The 19436-nt window shown below is 73.5% G+C and carries 17 protein-coding genes and 2 pseudogenes; 7 read left to right on the top strand and 12 right to left on the bottom strand.

What is annotated here, in order from left to right; all coding sequences use genetic code 11:
- Positions 1 to 154: 154 nt before the first annotated feature.
- A complete protein-coding gene (locus KCH_RS08995; protein WP_051652906.1) occupies positions 155 to 970 on the top strand; it encodes an IclR family transcriptional regulator in 816 nt (271 codons plus the stop codon).
- Positions 971 to 977: 7 nt separating this feature from the next.
- On the opposite strand, the gene KCH_RS08990 is transcribed toward KCH_RS08995, so the two are convergent.
- The 3 genes from KCH_RS08990 to KCH_RS08980 all read right to left on the bottom strand — a co-directional run bounded on the left by KCH_RS08990 (position 978) and on the right by KCH_RS08980 (position 3656).
- Entirely contained in the window at positions 978 to 1628 is a 651-nt protein-coding gene (locus KCH_RS08990) for a Pr6Pr family membrane protein (RefSeq protein ID WP_035861098.1), read from the bottom strand.
- A 155-nt stretch (positions 1629 to 1783) separates the two neighbouring features.
- Positions 1784 to 2047 (bottom strand): DUF1876 domain-containing protein, encoded by a 264-nt coding sequence (locus tag KCH_RS08985; protein ID WP_035861095.1) that lies wholly within the window; start codon positions 2045 to 2047, stop codon positions 1784 to 1786.
- 118 nt (positions 2048 to 2165) lie between these two features.
- Positions 2166 to 3656: a flavin-containing monooxygenase gene (locus KCH_RS08980; RefSeq protein ID WP_035861082.1), complete on the bottom strand. Its 1491-nt coding sequence runs from the start codon at positions 3654 to 3656 to the stop codon at positions 2166 to 2168.
- A 127-nt stretch (positions 3657 to 3783) separates the two neighbouring features.
- Here KCH_RS08980 and KCH_RS08975 point away from each other — a divergent pair, with 127 nt between their 5' ends.
- On the top strand, positions 3784 to 4986 hold the full coding sequence (locus KCH_RS08975) for a PucR family transcriptional regulator (protein WP_035861080.1): 1203 nt from the start codon (positions 3784 to 3786) through the stop codon (positions 4984 to 4986).
- Between the two features lie 7 nt (positions 4987 to 4993).
- Here the strand turns inward: KCH_RS08975 and KCH_RS08970 are convergent, their stop codons facing one another.
- Positions 4994 to 5308 carry a hypothetical protein gene (locus tag KCH_RS08970; protein WP_157031958.1) on the bottom strand — a complete coding sequence of 105 codons (315 nt, stop codon included), beginning with the start codon at positions 5306 to 5308 and terminating at the stop codon, positions 4994 to 4996.
- Between the two features lie 723 nt (positions 5309 to 6031).
- Positions 6032 to 6762, bottom strand: a pseudogene (locus KCH_RS08965) (GNAT family N-acetyltransferase).
- Between the two features lie 111 nt (positions 6763 to 6873).
- On the opposite strand from KCH_RS08965, the pseudogene KCH_RS08960 reads away from it, so the two are divergent.
- From KCH_RS08960 to KCH_RS08945, 4 genes and pseudogenes are all read left to right on the top strand, one after another.
- Positions 6874 to 8015, top strand: a pseudogene (locus KCH_RS08960) (CaiB/BaiF CoA transferase family protein).
- Between the two features lie 12 nt (positions 8016 to 8027).
- Positions 8028 to 9170 (top strand): acyl-CoA dehydrogenase family protein, encoded by a 1143-nt coding sequence (locus KCH_RS08955; RefSeq protein WP_035861074.1) that lies wholly within the window; start codon positions 8028 to 8030, stop codon positions 9168 to 9170.
- A gap of 45 nt (positions 9171 to 9215) precedes the next feature.
- The gene (locus KCH_RS08950; RefSeq protein WP_035861071.1) at positions 9216 to 10430 is read left to right on the top strand and encodes an acetyl-CoA C-acetyltransferase; all 1215 of its coding nucleotides are present in this window, start codon (positions 9216 to 9218) and stop codon (positions 10428 to 10430) included.
- Positions 10431 to 10467: 37 nt separating this feature from the next.
- The gene (locus KCH_RS08945) at positions 10468 to 12633 is read left to right on the top strand and encodes a 3-hydroxyacyl-CoA dehydrogenase NAD-binding domain-containing protein (RefSeq protein ID WP_035861068.1); all 2166 of its coding nucleotides are present in this window, start codon (positions 10468 to 10470) and stop codon (positions 12631 to 12633) included.
- On the opposite strand, the gene KCH_RS08940 is transcribed toward KCH_RS08945, so the two are convergent.
- The 6 genes from KCH_RS08940 to KCH_RS08920 all read right to left on the bottom strand — a co-directional run bounded on the left by KCH_RS08940 (position 12621) and on the right by KCH_RS08920 (position 16542).
- The gene (locus tag KCH_RS08940) at positions 12621 to 13370 is read right to left on the bottom strand and encodes a MerR family transcriptional regulator (RefSeq protein WP_035861065.1); all 750 of its coding nucleotides are present in this window, start codon (positions 13368 to 13370) and stop codon (positions 12621 to 12623) included. The genes KCH_RS08945 and KCH_RS08940 overlap by 13 nt on opposite strands.
- A 115-nt stretch (positions 13371 to 13485) precedes the next feature.
- Positions 13486 to 14502, bottom strand: a complete 1017-nt coding sequence (locus KCH_RS08935) for an isopenicillin N synthase family dioxygenase (protein WP_035861062.1) — start codon at positions 14500 to 14502, stop codon at positions 13486 to 13488.
- A 121-nt stretch (positions 14503 to 14623) separates the two neighbouring features.
- Positions 14624 to 14698, bottom strand: a complete 75-nt coding sequence (locus KCH_RS47130; RefSeq protein ID WP_354644872.1) for a putative leader peptide — start codon at positions 14696 to 14698, stop codon at positions 14624 to 14626.
- A gap of 103 nt (positions 14699 to 14801) precedes the next feature.
- Positions 14802 to 15350, bottom strand: a complete 549-nt coding sequence (locus KCH_RS08930; RefSeq protein ID WP_035861058.1) for a DinB family protein — start codon at positions 15348 to 15350, stop codon at positions 14802 to 14804.
- Positions 15351 to 15386: 36 nt separating this feature from the next.
- Complete coding sequence (locus KCH_RS08925; protein WP_035861056.1) at positions 15387 to 15812, bottom strand: VOC family protein; 426 nt, start codon at positions 15810 to 15812, stop codon at positions 15387 to 15389.
- A gap of 88 nt (positions 15813 to 15900) precedes the next feature.
- Positions 15901 to 16542, bottom strand: a complete 642-nt coding sequence (locus tag KCH_RS08920) for an NAD(P)-dependent oxidoreductase (protein WP_208865936.1) — start codon at positions 16540 to 16542, stop codon at positions 15901 to 15903.
- Between the two features lie 105 nt (positions 16543 to 16647).
- On the opposite strand from KCH_RS08920, the gene KCH_RS08915 reads away from it, so the two are divergent.
- A complete protein-coding gene (locus KCH_RS08915) occupies positions 16648 to 16980 on the top strand; it encodes a winged helix-turn-helix transcriptional regulator (protein ID WP_051652905.1) in 333 nt (110 codons plus the stop codon).
- Between the two features lie 7 nt (positions 16981 to 16987).
- On the opposite strand, the gene KCH_RS08910 is transcribed toward KCH_RS08915, so the two are convergent.
- Complete coding sequence (locus tag KCH_RS08910; protein ID WP_035861053.1) at positions 16988 to 19402, bottom strand: ATP-binding cassette domain-containing protein; 2415 nt, start codon at positions 19400 to 19402, stop codon at positions 16988 to 16990.
- Positions 19403 to 19436 lie beyond the last annotated feature (34 nt).

The raw sequence follows: 19436 nt of genomic DNA, 5'->3' as shown, positions 1-19436 counted from the left end.
AGGAAACCGGGACATGCAGTGGGGGATCGGTGTGAGCGGGACGTTAGAAAGCCGCCGGGCACGCCGACAAGAGCAGAACGCGAAAGTTGTGCACTGCAAAACGATGTGCTGCGGAAGTGGCACGACGCCCGGACTCGCCGTAGCGTCACACCCCATGACCAGCACCGCCGCGTCCACCGACGGCCGGCCCGCCGAACGGCCGGAACGCAACCAGTCCGCGTCGCTGCGCCGCGCCCTGGCCGTGCTCGAACACGTCCGCGACCACGCCGCGGCCGGCCCCGACCTCAGCCTCACCGCGCTGGCCGAGGGCCTCGGCATGTCGAAGTCCACCGTGCTGCGGCTCGCCGCGCCGCTGGTCGACGCCCAGCTGCTCGCCCGCGACCGCGACACCGGCCACTACCGGCTCGGCCCCGGCGCGCTCCAGCTCGGCCAGGCCTACCTGGCCACCCTCGACCTGCGCACCGCCGCCTCCGAGGAGGCCCACCAGTTGATGCGCGAGGTCGGCGGCACCGTGCACCTGTGCGTGCCGGACGCCCCGTACGTGGTCTACGTCGACAAGGTCGAGAACGAGACCGCCGTCCGGATGGCCTCCCGGATCGGCAGCCGCGCCCCGATGTACTGCACCGCCGTCGGCAAGGCGATGCTCGCCTGGATGCCCGAGGAGGCCTTCGCCACCGTGGTCGCCCACGGCCTCCCCGCCATCACCCCGCGCACCCTCACCTCGGCCGCGGCGCTGGGCACCGAGCTCACCCGGATCCGCACCCGCGGCTACGCCGTCGACGACCGGGAGAACGAACCCGAGGTCCGCTGCATCGCCGCACCGGTCTTCGACCACAACAACACGGTGATCGGCGCGATCTCCACCAGCGCCCTCACCTCGCGCATCACCGCCGCCCGGGCCCGCGAACTGGGCCCGGTGGTCGCCGCCACCGCCGCCCGGGTCTCCCGCACCATGGGCTCCACCCGCTGACGGCCCGTCAGACCTGCTGCGCCACCGCCGGGGTGCGGCGGAGCCTGGTGCCGAGGCGGTCGAGGCCGACGACGAGCGCCGCCAGCACCACGAACTCGACGGTGAGCTGCACCATCTGCAGCCCGACCCAGCCGTAGCCCTTCTCGGTGGGGTCGAGGAAGAAGTACGGGTAGCGCAGCGGGAAGCCCGGGAAGGCGATGGCGCGGGCCTCGGTCAGGAAGGCGTAGCCCAGCGGGTAGGAGAGCCAGAGCGGCAGGTCGCGCCAGCGGGACGCGTTGCGCGGGGAGAGCAGCAGCCAGTCGGCGAGCACCATCAGCGGGGTGGTGTAGTGCAGGAAGAAGCTCGACCAGTGCTGGAGCCGGTCCGGGCCGGAGAACAGGCCGGGCAGCGGGTTCTCGCCGTGGTTGAGCAGCACGTGCGCGACGATGCCGGTGATGGTGATGTACAGGACGGCGGCCCCGCGCAGCCGCGGCGCGGGCCCGTCCACGGTGCCCCGCTTGACCATCCAGTAGACCGCGCCGAGGAAGTAGCCGAGCACCAGCACGTTGCTCTGGAGCGTGAAGTACACCAGCGAGCTGTTGCTGAGGAAGATCCCCAGGAACGCGGAGAGGGCGATGGCGCAGCGCCACCACAGGGCGGGCCGGGTCCAGACGGTCATGCGGTCACCGGTGTTCGTCTCGCTGGTGCCCCCCGTGGGCACGACTGGTCGCCGCACTCTACCTGCCGGTTCGACCGTCGGAAAAGATCACCGGCCGCTGGACGGGCGCGCCCCGCGCGGGAGTTCGGCGCGGGGCGGAAGGCGTCGGACGGCCCTCAGAGCGGGATGTGCGACGGGTTGTGGGTGTGGCTCTCGATGCCCGTATTGGCGCGTCCGACGAGCTGATGAGCGAGGTCGTGGCAGGCGCGGGCGGCGGCCAGTTCCTCGCCGATGGCGGCGTCGGCCTCGTCCGACGGATTGCGCCGGGCCATGCCGGTGCCCTGGGCTCCGGGCGCGCTGAAGCCGCTCAGCGCGGCGGTGCAGGTGGTGCGGGACTCGTCCTCTTCGAAGGTCAGGTCGACGATCCAGTGGTTCTGCATGGCGTGTCACCTTCCCGTCGCACCGGCGACGGGCGGCCGGTGCGCTGTCCTCCCAGCGTCCGCCCGCCCCGGCCGGGGGCAAGGGGCGGCGGCCGGGGCCCCGGCCGGGGCGGGGCGGTCAGGAGAAGTGCAGCTCCGGGTCGGTGACCCGGCCGGCGCCGAGCATCCGGCTGTCGTCGCGGTAGCTGGTCGAGGTCAGCCACGGAGCCCGGTCGCCCTGCCGGGGCAGCCCGTCGACGGCGCGCCGGATGTAGCCGGCCGCGAAGTCCAGGAACGGCCGGGTGGGCATCGCCGGGTCGGCGACCTCCGGGCGGCAGACCCGGTGCCCGTGCCGCTCCATGTGGGCCAGCAGGCGGCAGAAGTGCTCGCACAGCAGGCCGACCTTCAGCGTCCACGAGGAGTTGGTGTAGCCGATCGCGTACGCGAAGTTGGGCACGCCGGAGAGCATCATGCCCTTGAACGCGACGGTGTCGGACAGCCGCACCGGCTCGCCGTCCACGCTCATCGGGATTCCGCCGAACGCCTGCACGTTCAGCCCGGTCGCGGTGACCACCACGTCCGCCTCCAGCTCCCGCCCGGACTCCAGCAGCACCCCGCGCTCGGTGAAGGTGCGGATCCGGTCGGTCACCACGGCCGCCCGGCCGCCGCGGATCGCCTTGAACAGGTCGCCGTCGGGGACGGCGCACAGCCGCTGGTCCCACGGGTCGTACGGCGGGCAGAAGTGCTCGTCCACCGGGTAGCCCTTGGGCAGCTGACGGGCGTTCACCCAGCGGATGATCCGCCGGGCCGCCTTCGGGTGCCGCTGGCAGAACGACCACACCGCGTACTGCTGGGCGATGTTCTTTCGCCGGGCCAGCGCGTAGCCGCGCTCGTCGCCGAACAGCCGGCGCAGCAGGTTGGCGACCGGGTCGCGGCGCGGCACCGGCATGATGTACGTCGGTGTCCGCTGAAGCATCGTCACCTGCCGGGCCGTGCCCGCCAGTGCGGGCACCAGGGTGACCGCGGTCGCGCCGCTGCCGATCACCAGGACGCGCTTGCCCGCGTGGTCCAGGTCCTCCGGCCAGTGCTGCGGGTGGACGACCGTGCCGGTGTAGCGCTCCAGCCCCTCGAACTCCGGGGTGAAGCCCCGGTCGTACCGGTAGTAGCCCATCGCGCAGAACAGCCAGTCGCAGGTCAGCGTCACCTGCTCGCCGGTGTCGGCGCGTTCGACCCGGACCGTCCAGCGGGCCTCGGCCGTCGACCAGGACGCGTCCAGCACCCGGTGGTGGTAGCGGATCCGGTCCTGGAGGCCGTTCTCCCGGACGGTCTCCCGCAGGTACGACAGGATCTGCGGGGCGTCCGCGATCGACTCCTTCTCCCGCCACGGCTTGAACGCGTAGCCGAAGGTGTGCAGGTCCGAGTCCGAGCGGATGCCCGGATAGCGGAACAGGTCCCAGGTGCCGCCGAGATCGCCCCGGGCCTCCAGGATCGCGAAACTCCGGCCCGGCAGCTCGGCCGACAGGTAGCGGCCCGCGCCGATCCCGGAGATCCCGGCCCCGACGATCAGCACGTCCAGGTGCTCGACGGGCGACCCGGACCGGTCTTTGCGCAGTGCGGCAGCGGTGGACATGGCGACTCCCTGGCGGGGGGCGGACGAGACCCCCACATCGTCGGCAAAGCGTACGGCAGTTGACCAGGGGCAGAGTGCACTGTCCTGGCCCTTCCACGGTGCACCCCGCACCAGTACGGTGACGGGCATGCCGCCGCCACCGCCCAGGATCCTCGAACTGATCCGCCGCGGCGCCGAGATCGCCCTCAACCCGCAGCCCGAGTGGCTCGCCGAACTCGACGCCGCCACCCTCGCCGGCGAGACCCGGCGGCCGATCGCCGACGACCCCGTCCTCTCGGCCGGCCTGCGCCGCGTCAACCGCGCCAACCTGCTGCGCTGGGCCGCCGCCAACGCCACCGCCCCCGGCGTGCCCGTCCCCGCCCCCGAAGGCGACGAACAGCGGCTGATGGCCCGCGACATCGTCCGCCGCGGCCTGGACGAACCCGCCCTCGACTCCTACCGGGCCGGCGAGAGCGTGGCCGGCCGGCTCTGGACCAGGATCGCCTGCTCCCTCACCACCGACCCCGAGGAGCTCCGCGACCTGCTCGACGTCTCGCTGCGCTCCATCTCCGCGTTCGTGGACGGCTGCGTCGCCGCGATGTCCGCCGACCTCCGGGCCGAACGCGCCGCGCTCACCGGCTCCAACCACGCCGACCGGATGCAGGCCGTCGCCCTGCTGCTCGACGGCGCCCCGATCGCCCGGGCCCGGGCCGAGGCCCGGCTCGGCTACCCCCTCGCCGGGAGCCACACCGCGGCCGTCCTGTGGGTCGACGACCTCGACTCCGACTTCGCCCAACTCGACCGCGCCGCCGACCTGCTGGCGTCCGCCGCGGGCCGGCCGCCGATCCTCGACGTCACCGCCAGCGCGGCGACCCGATGGCTCTGGACCGCCGCCCGCCCCGACCCCGCCGCGCTGCGCGCCGGACTCGACCGCCTGCCCGCGGTCCGCATCGCCCTCGGCCCCACCGCCGCCGGCGTCAACGGCTTCCGCCGCAGCCACCTCGACGCCCTCACCACCCAGCGGATGCTCGCCCGCCTCGCCTCCGTCCAGCGCCTCGCCTCCCACGACGAGGTCGAACTCGTCGCCCTGCTCACCCAGGACCTCGAAGGCGCCGACCGCTTCGTCCGCCGCGTCCTCGGCCCGCTCGACGGCCCGCCCGCCGAGGCCGTCCGCGCCTACCTCGCCGAACAGTGCAACGCCACCCGCGCCGCGGCCCGCCTCTTCACCCACCGCAACACCCTGCTGCGCCGCCTCGCCCAGGCCGACGCCGTGCTGCCCCGCCCCCTCACCGAGAACCCGCTCGAAGTGGCCGCCGCCCTCGAACTCCGCCACTGGCGGGGGCAGGACTGAGCCGGCCCTAGCTGGACGCCCGGGCCGCCGCGGCCCGGGCGGTGTGGCGGGCGCCGAGCCGCTTCGCCTTGCGGCGGACCCGCTCGCCGAAGGCGGCCGGGTCCGGATGCCCGAGCAGGGCGGCGGCCCGGGACCAGCTCGCCGTCGGGTCGGCCGCCCAGGCCAGGGCGAGCTCGGCCTCGTCCCGGGTCAGCCCGCGGAGCACCGCGGCCAGTCGGGAGTCCGTCAACTCGCGGGCGAGGACCTCGTCCTCCGGGCCGCGCCGCTCGGCCAGCAGGTCCCCGACGAGCAGGTCCCGGCCGACGGGCCGGCTCAGCAGCACGGACCGGCGCCCCGGCACCGCCGTTCCCAGAGCGGCCGGAGATGTCGGTGCTCGGCGGCGGTGTGACGGTGCAACAGCTGCAACAGGCCGGCGTCGTCCAGGCGGCCCGGCCGAGCTGGAGGACCCAGTCGCCGAGCAGCGCGTTCTCCACCGCCTCGCGCCAGCGCGCGGGATCGGACAGGCCGAGCCAGTCGCGGCTGAACGCGTCCACACCCGCGGCGTCGCCCTCGATCGCCGCGTTGCGTGCGGCGAGCACGGCCGCGAGAGCCCGGCGGTCGACCGCGGGGCGCCGGTCGATCCGGTCGAAGGACTGGGCGACGGCCAGGAAGATCTGCCCGATGATGCTGTACGCCGCGGCGAGCCGGACGTCGTGCTTCGCGCGGAACAGGAGTCCCCTGAGGGACACCTTCGCGAGGGCAGCCAGATCGCTCACCACCAGGGGCTCGGCTGCGCCGATGACGTTCAGGACGCCCAACTGCCTCGGCCGGACCGGGCTGCGGCTCCCGCAGCGAGGCGCCCGGGAGTCCCACGCCCGCACCGCGGCCGGCCCGATCAGCAGCCCGGGACACCGCCGCACCGCTCCCTCTGCACTCACGATTCATTCCTCACGTCCGCGTGTCCGACAAGAAGGTCCTGTCCTCCGGGCTCCGGAGCGGCCCGGACCGGCAGAGAATCCCGCCGACCGGGGTGTGACGTGCGCCACTTCCGCGGCGGTCTCGGCGTTCAGGGCGTGCGGTAGCCGCGGAAGGTGACGTCGGCGTGGTGGGTGAAGCCGAGGCGTTCGTAGAGGGCGATGGCCGGGGCGTTGGCGGCGGCGGTGTGGAGGAAGGGTGGTCGTGGCGGGCGGTGATGTGGTGGACGAGGGTGGTGACCAGGGTGGCGGCGTGGCCGCGGCCGCGGGCCTCGGGGGCGGTGCAGACGGCGCTGATCTCGGTCCAGCCGGGCGGCCGGAGGCGTTCGCCGGCCATGGCGACGAGCGCGCCGTTCTCGCGGATGCCGAGGTAGGTGCCGAGTTCGCGGGTGCGGGGGCGGAACGGCCCGGGGCGGGTGCGTTCGACCAGGTCGAGCATCTCGGGGACGTCCGCGGGTCCGAGTTCGACGACCTCGGCGGCGGTGCGGGGGAGCGCGGGGGTGCGGCCGGTGTGGACGAACTGGTGGCCGTCCAGGGTGAATTCGGGCACCCAGTGGGCGGGCGGCAGGGCGGGGCAGCTGAACAGGTCGGCGAAGGCGTCGACGCCGAGGAGTTCGACCAGGTCGTCCCAGGCGCCGGGTTCGGGGTGGGCGGTGACGGTGGAGAAGCTCGCGACCTCCGCCAGGTAGCTCGCGGCGCGGCCGTGCCGGCGGGCGAGGTGGGCGTGCGGGCCGCTCAGGGAGGCGGCGACGGGGTCGGCGAGGACGGTGGTGTCGCGGTCGGGCACGGCGAGGCTCCTCCGGTCGGTCGGGCGCGGTTCCATGATCGGGCACCGGGGCCGCGGACCGGGCGGCGGGCTCTTGTTACCGGCGAGTCGCATCCCTATCATCGCCACTGTGACAGCTTCACTGTCAAACCTGGGAGGCGGTCGCCGATGACCCCCGCAACACCCCCCGACCGGACCGCCGGGCCACTCGCGGGCGTGCGAGTCCTGGAACTGGCGGGCATCGGGCCCGGCCCGTTCGCCGCGATGCTGCTCGCCGACCTGGGGGCGGACGTGGTGCGGGTGGACCGCCCCGGCGGGCAGGCGCTCGGGCCGGCCCCGGAACAGGACCTCACCAACCGCAACAAGCGCTCGGTCGTCGTCGACCTGAAGGCCCCGGAAGGCCCCGGGCTGGTGCTCGACCTGGCCGCCCGCGCCGACCTGCTGATCGAGGGCTACCGGCCGGGCGTCGCCGAGCGGCTGGGCGTCGGCCCGGAGCAGTGCCTGGCCCGCAACCCCGCGCTGGTGTACGGCCGGATGACCGGCTGGGGCCAGTCCGGGCCGCTGGCCGACCGCGCGGGCCACGACATCACCTATCTGGCGACCGCCGGTGTGCTCGGCCTGACCGGCGACCCGGACGGCCCGCCGGGGATCCCCGCCAACCTGCTCGGCGACTACGCCGGCGGCTCGCTCTACCTGGCGGTCGGCCTGCTGGCCGCCCTGCACCACGCCCGGGCCACCGGCCGGGGCCAGGTCGTCGACGCCGCCATCGTGGACGGCGCCGCGCACCTGTCGACCATGCTGTGGGGCCTGCTGGGCGCCGGCCTGTGGCAGGACCGACGGGGCGTCAACCTGCTGGACGGCGGCGCGCCCTGGTACGGCACCTTCGCCACCGCCGACCGGAAGTGGATGGCCGTCGGCCCGCTGGAGCCGCAGTTCTACGCCGAGTTCACCCGCCTGCTGGAGCTGGGCGAGGACGCCCCCGCCCAGTACGACCTGGCCCGCTGGCCCGAGCTGCGCGAGCGGATCGCCGAGCGCTTCGCCACCCGCACCCAGGCCGAGTGGACCGCGCACTTCGAGGGCCACGACGCCTGCGTGGCACCGGTCCTGACGATGCGTCAGGCCGCCGCGCACCCGCACCTGGCGGCCCGCGGCAGCTACACCGAGCAGCACGGCACCCTGCAGCCCGGCGTCGCGCCGCGGTTCTCCGCGACCCCGGCGGCGCTGCGCACCGCGCCCGCCCGGCCGGCGAGCACACCGCCGAGGTGGCCCGCGACTGGGCCGTTCCGACACTCGACCCGCAAGCCTCCTGAAGGGGACAGCCCGTGCAGCGCGAGCTCTACACCGAGGAACACGAGGACTTCCGGGAGACCGTCCGGGCCTTCCTCGCCAAGGAGGTCATCCCGCACCACGCCCGCTGGGAGCAGCAGGGCATCGTCGACCGCTCCGCCTGGCTGGCCGCCGGAAAGGCGGGGCTGCTCGGCATCGCCGTGGACGAGCAGTACGGCGGCGGGGGCAGCACCGACTTCCGGTTCGCCGCGGTGCTGGCCGAGGAGTTCACCCGGGTCGGCGCCAGCGGCCTGGCGATCGGCCTGCACAACGACATCATCGGCCCGTACCTGACGGGGCTGGCGAACGAGGAGCAGAAGCAGCGCTGGCTGCCCGGGTTCTGCTCCGGCGAGCTGATCGGCGCGATCGCGATGACCGAGCCCGACACCGGCTCCGACCTGCAGGCGATCCGCACCACCGCGGTGGACGCGGGCGACCACTACGTGCTGAACGGCGCGAAGACCTTCATCTCCAACGGCATCCTGGCCGACCTGGTCGTGGTGGTGGCGAAGACCACCGCGGAGGGCGGCGCGCACGGGCTGAGCCTGCTGGTGGTGGAGCGCGGCACGACCGGTTTCGAACGCGGCCGCAACCTCGACAAGATCGGCCAGAAGGCCCAGGACACCGCCGAGTTGTTCTTCCAGGACGTCCGGGTGCCGAAGGCGAACCTGCTCGGCGAGGAGAACCAGGGCTTCCTGTACCTGATGCGCAACCTCGCGCAGGAGCGGCTGGCGATCGCGGTCGCGGCGATCGCCGGCGCCGAGTACCTGCTGGAGGAGACCACCGCGTACGTGAAGCAGCGGACCGCGTTCGGCCGCCCGCTGGCCAAGCTCCAGCACGTGCGCTTCGAGATCGCCGAACTCGCCACCGAGTGCGCCGTCACCCGGACCTTCGTGGACCGCTGCGTGCTGGAGCACAACCGCTACAACCTGACGCCGGTGGACGCCTCGATGGCCAAGTGGTGGGCCACCGAACTGCAGAAGCGCGCCGCCGACCGCTGCCTGCAACTGCACGGCGGCTCCGGCTACATGAGCGACAGCGCGGTCGCCCGGGCGTTCACCGACGGGCGCGTCCAGACCATCTACGGCGGCACCACCGAGATCATGAAAGAGATCATCGGCCGCTCCCTGCTCGGCTGACCGATCCGTCCGAGCCGACCGACACGTCTGAAAGGCACTCACACCGTGACCACCGAAGCGTACGTCTACGACGCGATCCGCACCCCGCGCGGACGCGGCAAGCAGACCGGCTCCCTGCACGGCACCAAGCCGATCGACCTGGTGGTCGGCCTGATCCACGAACTGCGCCGCCGGTTCCCGACCCTGGACCCGGCCGCGATCGACGACATCGTGCTCGGCGTGGTCAGCCCGATCGGCGACCAGGGCTCCGACATCGCCCGGGTCGCGGCGATCGCCGCCGGTCTGCCCGACACCGTCGCCGGCGTGCAGGAGAACCGCTTCTGCGCGTCCGGCCTGGAGGCCGTCAACCTGGCCGCGGCGAAGGTCCGTTCGGGCTGGGAGGACCTGATCCTGGCCGGCGGCGTCGAGTCGATGTCCCGGGTGCGGATGGGCTCCGACGGCGGCGCCTGGTTCGCCGACCCGATGACCGCGTACGAGACCGGCTTCATCCCGCAGGGCATCGGCGCCGACCTGATCGCCACCATCGAGGGCCTGTCCCGCACCGACGTGGACGCGTTCGCCGCCGAGTCGCAGGCCCGCGCCGCGAAGGCGCAGGCCGACGGCCTGTTCGACCGCTCGGTGGTGCCGGTGCTCGACCGCAACGGCCTGGTGGTGCTCGGCCGCGACGAGTTCATCCGCCCCGGCACCAGCGTCGAGTCGCTGGCGGGCCTCAAGCCGTCCTTCGCGGACATCGGCGACCTCGGCGGCTTCGACGCCGTCGCGCTGCAGAAGTACCACTGGGTGGAGTCCATCGACCACGTGCACCACGCCGGCAACTCCTCCGGCATCGTGGACGGCGCGGCACTGGTCGCGATCGGCTCGAAGGAGGTCGGCGAGCGCTACGGCCTCACCCCGCGGGCCCGGATCGTCTCCGCCGCGGTCTCCGGCTCCGAGCCCACCATCATGCTCACCGGCCCGGCCCCCGCCACCCGCAAGGCGCTCGCCAAGGCCGGCCTGACCGCCGCCGACATCGACCTGGTCGAGATCAACGAGGCGTTCGCCGCCGTCGCGCTCCGCTTCATGCGCGAACTCGGCTTCCGCCACGACCAGGTGAACGTCAACGGCGGCGCGATCGCGCTCGGCCACCCGCTCGGCGCGACCGGCGCGATGCTGATCGGCACCCTGATCGACGAACTGGAGCGCCGCGACCAGCGCTACGGCCTGGCCACCCTCTGCGTGGGCGGCGGCATGGGCATCGCCACCGTCATCGAGCGCATCTGACCACCCGTCAACCCACGCACCCGAGGAATCCGACACCATGACTGACGTGAGCCCCATCCGCTGGGAGCAGGACCAGGACGGCGTGGTCACCCTCGTCCTCGACGACCCCGCCCAGTCCGCCAACACCATGAACGCCGCGTTCACCGACGCGCTCGAAGCCACCGTCGACCGGCTGGCCGGCACCGCGGAGCTGACCGGCGTCGTCATCACCTCCGCGAAGAAGACCTTCTTCGCGGGCGGCGACCTCAAGCTGCTGTCCTCGGTCGGGCCGGACGACGCCGAGCAGGTGTTCGCCAACTCGATGCGGATCAAGCGGGCGCTGCGCAAGCTGGAGACCCTCGGCAAGCCGGTGGTCGCCGCGATCAACGGCGCCGCGCTCGGCGGCGGCCTGGAGATCGCCCTCGCCTGCCACCACCGGATCGCGCTGGACGCCCCCGGCAGCAAGATCGGCCTGCCCGAGGTCACCCTCGGCCTGCTGCCCGGCGGCGGCGGCGTGGTCCGCACCGTGCGGATGCTCGGCATCGCCGACGCCCTGCTGAAGGTCCTGCTGCAGGGCCGGCAGTACCGTCCCGCGCAGGCCGTGGAGACCGGCCTGGTGCACGAACTCGCCGCCACCCCCGAGGAGATGCTCGACAAGGCGCGCGCGTTCATCGCCGCCCACCCGGTCAGCGCGCAGCCCTGGGACGCCAAGGGCTACAAGATCCCCGGCGGCACCCCCGCCACCCCCGCGCTCGCCGCCAACCTGCCGGCCTTCCCCGCCAACCTGCGCAAGCAGCTGAACGGCGCGCCCTACCCGGCGCCGCGCAACATCCTGGCGGCGGCCGTGGAGAGCACCCAGGTCGACGTGGACACCGCGTTCGCCATCGAGGCCCGGTACTTCACCGAGCTGGCCTGCGGCGCCACCTCCAAGAACATGATCCAGGCCTTCTTCTTCGACATGCAGGCCGTCAACTCCGGTGCCTCCCGCCCGAGTTCGGTGCCCGCGTGGAAGGCCTCGAAGGTCGCGGTGCTGGGCGCCGGCATGATGGGCGCGGGCATCGCGTACGCGTGCGCGCAGGCCGGCCTGACGGTGCTGCTCAAGGACGTCACGCCGGAGGCCGCCGAGCGCGGAAAGGCGTACAGCGCGGGCCTGCTGGACAAGCAGGTGGCGCGCGGCCGGAAGACCGCCGAGGAGCGGGACGCCTTCCTCGCCCGGATCACCCCCACCGCCGACCCGGCCGACCTGGCGGGCTGCGACACCGTCATCGAGGCGGTCTTCGAGAACCCCGAGCTCAAGCACAAGGTGTTCCAGGAGATCCAGCACGTGGTCGCCCCCGACGCGCTGCTCTGCTCCAACACCTCCACCCTCCCCATCGGCCTGCTCGCCGAGGGCGTGGACCGCCCCGCCGACTTCATCGGCCTGCACTTCTTCTCGCCCGTCGACAAGATGCCGCTGGTGGAGATCATCCGCGGCCCGGAGACCGGCGACGAGGCGCTCGGCCGCGCCTTCGACCTGGTCCGGCAGATCCGCAAGACCCCGATCGTGGTCAACGACTCCCGCGGCTTCTTCACCTCCCGCGTCATCGGCCAGTTCCTCAACGAGGGCGTCGCGATGATCGGCGAGGGCCTCGACCCGTCCTCCGTCGAGCAGGCCGCCGCCCAGGCCGGCTACCCCGCGAAGGTGCTGTCGCTGCTGGACGAGCTCACCCTCACCCTGCCGCGCAAGATCCGCAACGAGTCCCGCCGCGCCGTCGAGGAGGCCGGCGGCAGCTGGACCGAGCACCCCGGCGAGATCGTCATGGACCGGATGCTCGACGAGTTCCAGCGCCCCGGCCGCAGCGGCGGCGCCGGCTTCTACGAGTACGCCGACGGGAAGCGCACCCGGCTGTGGCCCGGCCTGCGCGAGCACTTCGTGCGGGAGGGCGCGGAGATCCCGTTCGAGGACATGAAGGAGCGGATGCTGTTCTCCGAGGCCATCGACTCGGTCCGCTGCCTGGACGAGAACGTGCTCACCTCGGTCGCCGACGCCAACATCGGCTCCATCCTCGGCATCGGCTTCCCCGCCTGGACCGGCGGCGTCCTGCAGTACATCAACGGCTACCCCGGCGGCCCGGCCGGCTTCACCGCCCGGGCCCGCGAACTCGCCGCCGCGTACGGCGAGCGCTTCACCCCGCCGGCCTCGCTGGTCGCCCTCGCCGAGAGCGGCGGCCGCTACCGCGACTGACCTGCCTCGTCCTGGCCCGCCCGCTCCGCCGGGCGGGCCAGCTCCTCGGCCAGCGAACGCTGGAACGCCGTCACCAGCGCCTGCACCACCATCGGCTGGATCCGGTCCGTCAACTCCCGCATCCGCTCCAGCTCCTCGGGCTCCGGGCCGCTCTCCCGGTACGGCCGCCAGACGGTGTCCCGGAACAGCCGGTGCAGGTCGTGCGCCGTCGCCTGGCTGTGCAGGCGCACCACCGCCCGCGCCGCCACCAGCGTCTCCAGGGGGATCGGCACGTCCAGCACCCGCACCCCCAGCGGCAGCAGGCCCGGCTCCACCTTGAACACGTCCGGATCGGCGGTGCGGTGCAGCGCGCCCATCGCCGCCAGCCGGTCCACGTCCGCGTCCGACAGCTCCCGGCCGGTGCGCCGCTCCAGCTGCGCCCGGGACGCCTCCTCGGCCGACTCCGGCGTCCACGAGGCGACCAGCGCCCGGTGGATGGCCAGGTCCAACTCGCCGATGTCCGACGGAAGTTGTGCGAGGTAGCGCTCGATCGCGGCCAGCGTCAGCCCCTGCCGCTGCAACTCCTCGATCAGCTCCAGCCGCCCCAGGTGCTCGGCCCCGTACCGCCCGACCCGCCGCGGCCCCAGCTCCGGCGGCGGCAACAGCCCCTTCGCCCCGTAGAACCGCAGCGTCCGGACCGTCACCCCCGCCCGGGCGGCCAGCTCGTCCACCGTGAACCGCGGCTCCCCGCCACCCATCGCACCCCAGCCTCCGCACCAGCACCACTGTGACACCAGCAGTGTGACACCGGCCGCGCCCGAGGGTCCACGGGCCCGCCCGCCGGCGGGCGGCGGGCGGGGAGCGGCGGCCCGGTCAGGCCAGCGGGAGCAGGTCCGCGTGGTGGCGCTGGGTGACCTCGGGGTGGGCGCGGGTGTAGCCCTTGAGTTCGTTGAAGCCGAAGTCGGCGTGCAGGGGATTGGCCGGGTCCTGGGTGGCGCCGGGGGCGTGATGGGCGTGCGGGAAGTCGAGCGGGGTGATGTGGGCGTCGAGGCGGGGGTTGTAGAAGAACGGGACGGAGAAGCGCTCGCGGGCGCCGGCGGGGGAGACCACGCGGTGGCTGGTGGCCTTCAGGTAGCCGTCGGTGGCGACTTCGAGGAGTTCGCCGAGGTTGACCACGAAGGCGCCCTCCATCGGGGGGACGTCCAGGAAGGTGCCGTCGGGGCGCTCGACCTGGAGGCCGCCGACGGTGTCCTGGAGGAGCAGGGTGATGAAGCCGTAGTCCTTGTGCGTGCCGACGCCCTGGGCCGCGCCGTCCGGGGCGGTGCCGGGGTAGCGGACCAGCTTGAGGCGCAGGTGCGGGTGCGGGGCGAAGACGTCGTCGTAGAAGTCCGGGCGGGCGCCGATCGAGGCCAGCAGTTCGTGCAGCAGCCGGTGGGCGACCCCGTCGAGCCGGGCTATCCAGTGCAGGGCGGCGGTGCGCAGCTCGGGCAGGGCGGCGGGCCACTGGTTCGGGCCCTCCAGCCACCAGTAGGCGGGCTCGCCGGGCGCGGGCACGTGCGGCGGGAGCTCGGTCCCGATGTCCAGCTGGTCGCGCCAGTCGCGGCTGCCGCCGGTGCGCTCGTCGCCGGTGCGCGTGTAGCCGCGGAAGTGCGGGGAGTTGAGGTTGCTGACGGACAGTCGGTCGGCCTCGGGGAGGGCGAAGAAGGCGCGCATCGCGGAGGTGAGGTCGGCCGTCTCGGCGGGGGTGACGCCGTGGCCGACGAGCTGGAGGAAACCGACTCCGGTGGCGGCCTCGCGCAGCTCCCGGTGGAGCCGGGCCCGCTCGGCGGGGGTGCCGTCGGCGAGCGAGAGGTCGATGACGGGGAGGGCGGTGGGGTGCTGCTGCGTCATGGGTGCGCGTCCACGGGGAAAGGCCCGGCGGGTACGGCGGGTCGCGCCGGACGGGGCCGGGGAGGGTGGTGCCCGCGCGGTCGGGATGGACCGCGACGGGCGGGGGATGCGAAGGGTTCGGTCAGCCGGAGCGTCGACAGGACATGCTCGTGACGCGGAGCAGGTCCACGTGGCGACGACTGACGAGTAGGAGCACCCCACCAGGTTACAACCCCCGCCCGTACGGTTACCGGAGAGTGTCGGTATCCCGTCGATCTGTGGTCGACCTGTTGACGCCGGGCCGGCCGGCGCCCGGGCGGTCAGTAGCCGGTCGCCCCGTCGATCCGCTCCCTGAGCAGGTCGGCGTGCCCGTTGTGGCGGGCGTACTCGGCGAGCATGTTCAGCAGGATGCGGCGCAGCGACACCGGCTGCCCGCTGCCCTTGTGGATGCCGGTGGCGTCCAGCGAGGGGGCCTCGGCGACGATCCGGCGGGAGATCTCCACCTGGGAGCGCCAGACCGCCAGCGCCTCCGCGAAGTCGCCGTCCAGCCGCTCGAAGTCCTGGTCCGGGTCGTCGTCGGAGTAGTAGTGCAGCGGCTTGTCCTCGTTGCCGGCGAACTGGGTCTCCAGCCACCACTGCTCGACCCCGGCCAGGTGCCGCACCAGCCCGTGCAGGCTCAGCCCCGACGGCGGCACCGCCGTCTCGGACAGCCGCTCCACCGGGACGCCCGCGCACTTCAGCGCGAAGGTCTCCCGGTGGTAGTCCAGGTACGCGGTGAGGAGTTCCCGCTCGTCGCCGACCAGCGGCGGGGTGACCCGCCCGTCGTCGTCGGCCCAGGTGGGGGAGAGGTGCTGCGGTTCGGTCGTCATGCCGCCAGCCTGACAGCGAGGTCGGACAGTCGGCCGTCAGGGCCGGCGCGGCTCGCCCCGGTAGGTGCCGAACGACCAGTGGTTGCCCTCCGGGTCGCGGACCGCGAAGTCCCGCGAGCCGTAGTCGGTGTCGTGCGGTTCGGCCGTCACCTCGGCGCCCGCGCCGACCGCCCGCCGGAACAGCCCGTCCGGGTCGTCGGTCACCACGTACGCGCCGAAGGCGCCCGGGCGCAGCGGCCACGGGTCCTGCCCGCCCTCCGCCGGGTCCTTCGCGGAGCCGAGCATGACGCCGCCGCCCGGCGGCCAGGCCAGTTCGGCGTGCATCACCCGGTCGCCGTCCGCGTACACGGCGGTGGCCTCGAAGCCGAACGCCTCGACCAGGAACGCGATCAGCGACCGGGCGTCGCGCGCCCGCAGCGTGGGCCACACCTGCGGTGGCGGGGGAACGGCGGCCCCGGTCATCTCCGGCCTCCTCCGAGCTGACGACGGGCCCAGCCTAGGTCGTTCCCGCAGGCCACGGGCGGTGCCGCGCCGAAGTGGTGACGGGGCGTCAGTGCGAGACCGCCAGTTGCACGGCGTGGTGCTTCGGCGCGTCGATCTCGTCGAGCAGGGCCACCGCCAGGTCCGCGTGCGAGATCCGGCCGGTGCCGGTGACGGCACCGACCGCGCTGACGTACCCGCCGGTGGCCGGGGCGTCCGGGGTCAGGTCCATCGGGGGCACCACCATCAGCCAGTCCAGCCCGCCCGCCTCGGCGGTCAGCAGCTCGAACTCGGCGACGTGGCCCTGCGAGAACGTCCGGTACTGCTCGGGGAACGCGGGGTCGTCCATGAGGCGCACGCCCGGCGCGGTCTCCAGCGTGGTGGCGATGCCCAGCACCAGCAGCCGGCCCACCCCGGCCCGGCGCAGACCCTCCGTCAGGGCGCGTGCGGCGCCCGTGAAGTACTCCTCGGACGGGACGTCCAGGCGCACCGAGGCGTTGACCGCCGCGTCGTGGCCGGTCGCCGTCCGGGCCACCGCCGCCGGGTCGGTGGCGTCGCCGCGCGCCACCGTCACGCCCGGAAGGCCCGCCAGTTCCGGGTACTTGGCCGGGTCGCGGACCACCGCCGTCACCCGGTGCCCGCGCCGTACCGCCTCCGCGACCGCCGCCCGGCCGACCCGCCCGCCCGCGCCGAAAATCACGATCCCGCCCATGGCTCCTCCTCGGTGCCCGTTCCTCCGTGTCGTCGCCGACGCTAGGACGGGCACCCCCGGTTACCGCAACGGAACCGGCCCCCGGGTGCGGCTATCGTCGTGTCCATGGCCAACCCCGACGACGCCGGCGTGTTCGACCTCCGGGAGTGCGCGCACCGCCCGCCGATCCAGGTCGGCGACAAGTGGTCCGGCGCGGTGCTGCGCTGCCTGGAGGGCGGGCCGCACCGCTTCACCGAACTCAAGGCCCGGCTGCTCGGCGTCAGCCCGAAGGTCCTCGCCGAGACGCTCCGCGCGATGGAGCGCGACCGGTGGCTCACCCGCACCGACCGCGGCGGCAACCCGCCGCACGTCGAGTACGCGCTGACCGACACCGGCCGCTCCCTCATCGCCGTCCTCGACACCGCCTGCGCCTGGACCCGCGCGCACTACCCGGCATGACGCCCCGTCAGGAGGCGACGTACTCGGCGAGGTGCCGGCCGGTGAGGGTGGTGGGGGCGGCGACGAGGGCGGCGGGGGTGCCCTCGAAGACGACGCGGCCGCCGTCGTGGCCGGCGCCGGGGCCGAGGTCGATGATCCAGTCGGCGTGGGCCATGACGGCCTGGTGGTGCTCGACGACGATGACGGACTTGCCGGAGTCGACGAGGCGGTCGAGCAGGCCGAGGAGCTGTTCGACGTCGGCGAGGTGCAGGCCGGCGGTGGGTTCGTCGAGGACGTAGACGCCGCCCTTCTCGGACATCCGGGCGGCCAGCTTCAGGCGCTGGCGTTCGCCGCCGGAGAGGGTGGTGAGCGGCTGACCGAGCGTCAGGTAGCCGAGGCCGACGTCGGAGAGGCGCTGGAGGACGGCGTGCGCGGCGGGGGTGCGGGCCTCGCCGGCGGCGAAGAAGGCCTCCGCCCCGTCGACCGACATGGCGAGCACCTCGGCGATGTTCCGGCCGCCGAGGCGGTACTCGAGGACCGCGGCCTGGAAGCGCTTCCCGTCGCACTCCTCGCAGACCGTCGCCACCCCGGCCATGATGCCCAGGTCGGTGTACACCACCCCGGCGCCGTTGCAAGTGGGGCACGCGCCTTCGGAGTTGGCGCTGAACAGGGCCGGCTTCACCCCGTTCGCCCTGGCGAAGGCCTTGCGGATCGGCTCCAGCAGCCCCGAGTAGGTGGCCGGGTTGGAGCGCCGCGAGCCCCGGATCGGGCTCTGGTCGATCGCCACCACGCCCTCGGGCGCCCCGCCCTTCAGCGCCGCGCCGCTCACCAGCGAGCCGTGCACCAGCGAACTCTTCCCGGAGCCGGCCACCCCCGTGACCACCGTCAGCACGCCCAGCGGCACGTCCACGTCCACCTCGCGCAGGTTGTGCGTGTCCGCCCCGCGGATCTCCAGCACGCCGGTGGGGGTGCGGACTTCGGGCTTCACCGCGGCCCGGTCGTCGAAGTGCCGGCCGGTGACGGTGCCGCTGGTGCGCAGCCCGTCCACGCCGCCCTCGAAGCAGACCGTGCCGCCCGCCGAGCCCGCGCCCGGTCCGAGGTCCACCACGTGGTCGGCGATCGCGATGGTCTCCGGCTTGTGCTCCACCACCAGCACCGTGTTGCCCTTGTCGCGCAGCCGCAGCAGCAGGTCGTTCATCCGCCGGATGTCGTGCGGGTGCAGGCCGGTGGTCGGCTCGTCGAAGACGTAGGTGACGTCGGTCAGCGAGGACCCCAGGTGCCGGATCATCTTCACCCGCTGCGCCTCGCCGCCGGACAGCGTGCCGGCCGGGCGGTCCAGCGACAGGTAGCCGAGGCCGATCTCGGTGAACGAGTCCAGCACCTGCCGCAGCGAGGCCAGCAGCGGGCCCACCGACGGCTCGTCCAACTCCCGCACCCACGCGGCGAGATCGCTGATCTGCATGCGGCACGCGTCGGCGATCGAGAGGCCGCGGATCTTCGAGGAGCGGGCGGCGGCGCTCAGCCGGGTGCCGTCGCAGTCGGGGCAGGTGGTGAAGGCGACCGCCCGGTCCACGAACTCCCGGATGTGCGGCTGCAGCGCGGCCCGGTCCTTGGACAGCATCGACTTCTGGATCCGCAGCACCAGACCCTCGTAGGTCATGTTGATGCCGGCGATCTTCATCCTGGTCGGCTCCAGGTACAGGAAGTCGTGCAGCTCCTTCTTCGTGTACTCGCGGATCGGCCTGTCCGGGTCCACCAGCCCCGATTCGGTGTACAGCCGGTAGTTCCAGCCGCCCGGCTTGTACCCGGGGACGGTCAGCGCGCCCTCGTTCAGCGACTTCCCGTCGTCGTACAGCTGCCCCAGGTCGATGTCGGAGACGGTGCCGCGCCCCTCGCAGCGCGGGCACATCCCGCCGGCCCGCGAGTACGTCCGCTTCTCGGCCTTCGAGCTCTCGCCGCGCTCCACGGTGATCGCCCCGGCGCCGTGCACCGTCGGCACGTTGAAGGAGAACGCCGGCGGCGGGCCGATGAACGGGTCGCCGAGCCGGCTGAACAGGATCCGCAGCATCGCGTTGGCGTCCGTCGCGGTGCCGACCGTGGAGCGCGGGTCGGCGCCCATCCGCTGCTGGTCGACGATGATCGCCGTGGTCAGGCCGTCCAGCACGTCCACGTCGGGGCGGGACAGCGTCGGCATGAAGCCCTGCACGAAGGCGCTGTACGTCTCGTTGATCAGCCGCTGCGACTCCGCCGCGACGGTGCCGAACACCAGCGAACTCTTGCCCGAACCGGACACCCCGGTGAACACCGTCAGCCTGCGCTTGGGCAGTTCGACGCTGACGTCCTTCAGGTTGTTCACCCGGGCCCCGTGCACCCGGATCAGATCATGACTGTCCGCCGGGTGATGCCCGCCGGTCCTGCCGTCCGCCCGCTCGGCGCCACTCATCGTCCTCGTCCCTCCGTCCGGCGGCGCCCGTGGC

It is taken from the genome of Kitasatospora cheerisanensis KCTC 2395, assembly GCF_000696185.1.
In the GTDB taxonomy this organism is placed as follows: Bacteria; Actinomycetota; Actinomycetes; order Streptomycetales; family Streptomycetaceae; genus Kitasatospora; species Kitasatospora cheerisanensis.
This window is presented reverse-complemented; position numbering and strand designations above follow the sequence as displayed.

What these genes read in the sequence shown, in the direction of transcription:
- KCH_RS08945 (WP_035861068.1), top strand. Translation starts at nt 10,468, where the DNA reads ATGACTGACGTGAGCCCCATCCGCTGGGAGCAGGACCAGGACGGCGTG.
- KCH_RS08940 (WP_035861065.1), bottom strand. Translation starts at nt 13,370, where the DNA reads ATGGGTGGCGGGGAGCCGCGGTTCACGGTGGACGAGCTGGCCGCCCGG.
- KCH_RS08935 (WP_035861062.1), bottom strand. Translation starts at nt 14,502, where the DNA reads ATGACGCAGCAGCACCCCACCGCCCTCCCCGTCATCGACCTCTCGCTC.
- KCH_RS08985 (WP_035861095.1), bottom strand. Translation starts at nt 2,047, where the DNA reads ATGCAGAACCACTGGATCGTCGACCTGACCTTCGAAGAGGACGAGTCC.
- KCH_RS08915 (WP_051652905.1), top strand. Translation starts at nt 16,648, where the DNA reads ATGGCCAACCCCGACGACGCCGGCGTGTTCGACCTCCGGGAGTGCGCG.
- KCH_RS08975 (WP_035861080.1), top strand. Translation starts at nt 3,784, where the DNA reads ATGCCGCCGCCACCGCCCAGGATCCTCGAACTGATCCGCCGCGGCGCC.
- KCH_RS08990 (WP_035861098.1), bottom strand. Translation starts at nt 1,628, where the DNA reads ATGACCGTCTGGACCCGGCCCGCCCTGTGGTGGCGCTGCGCCATCGCC.
- KCH_RS08995 (WP_051652906.1), top strand. Translation starts at nt 155, where the DNA reads ATGACCAGCACCGCCGCGTCCACCGACGGCCGGCCCGCCGAACGGCCG.
- KCH_RS08920 (WP_208865936.1), bottom strand. Translation starts at nt 16,542, where the DNA reads ATGGGCGGGATCGTGATTTTCGGCGCGGGCGGGCGGGTCGGCCGGGCG.
- KCH_RS08925 (WP_035861056.1), bottom strand. Translation starts at nt 15,812, where the DNA reads ATGACCGGGGCCGCCGTTCCCCCGCCACCGCAGGTGTGGCCCACGCTG.
- KCH_RS08910 (WP_035861053.1), bottom strand. Translation starts at nt 19,402, where the DNA reads ATGAGTGGCGCCGAGCGGGCGGACGGCAGGACCGGCGGGCATCACCCG.
- KCH_RS08930 (WP_035861058.1), bottom strand. Translation starts at nt 15,350, where the DNA reads ATGACGACCGAACCGCAGCACCTCTCCCCCACCTGGGCCGACGACGAC.
- KCH_RS08980 (WP_035861082.1), bottom strand. Translation starts at nt 3,656, where the DNA reads ATGTCCACCGCTGCCGCACTGCGCAAAGACCGGTCCGGGTCGCCCGTC.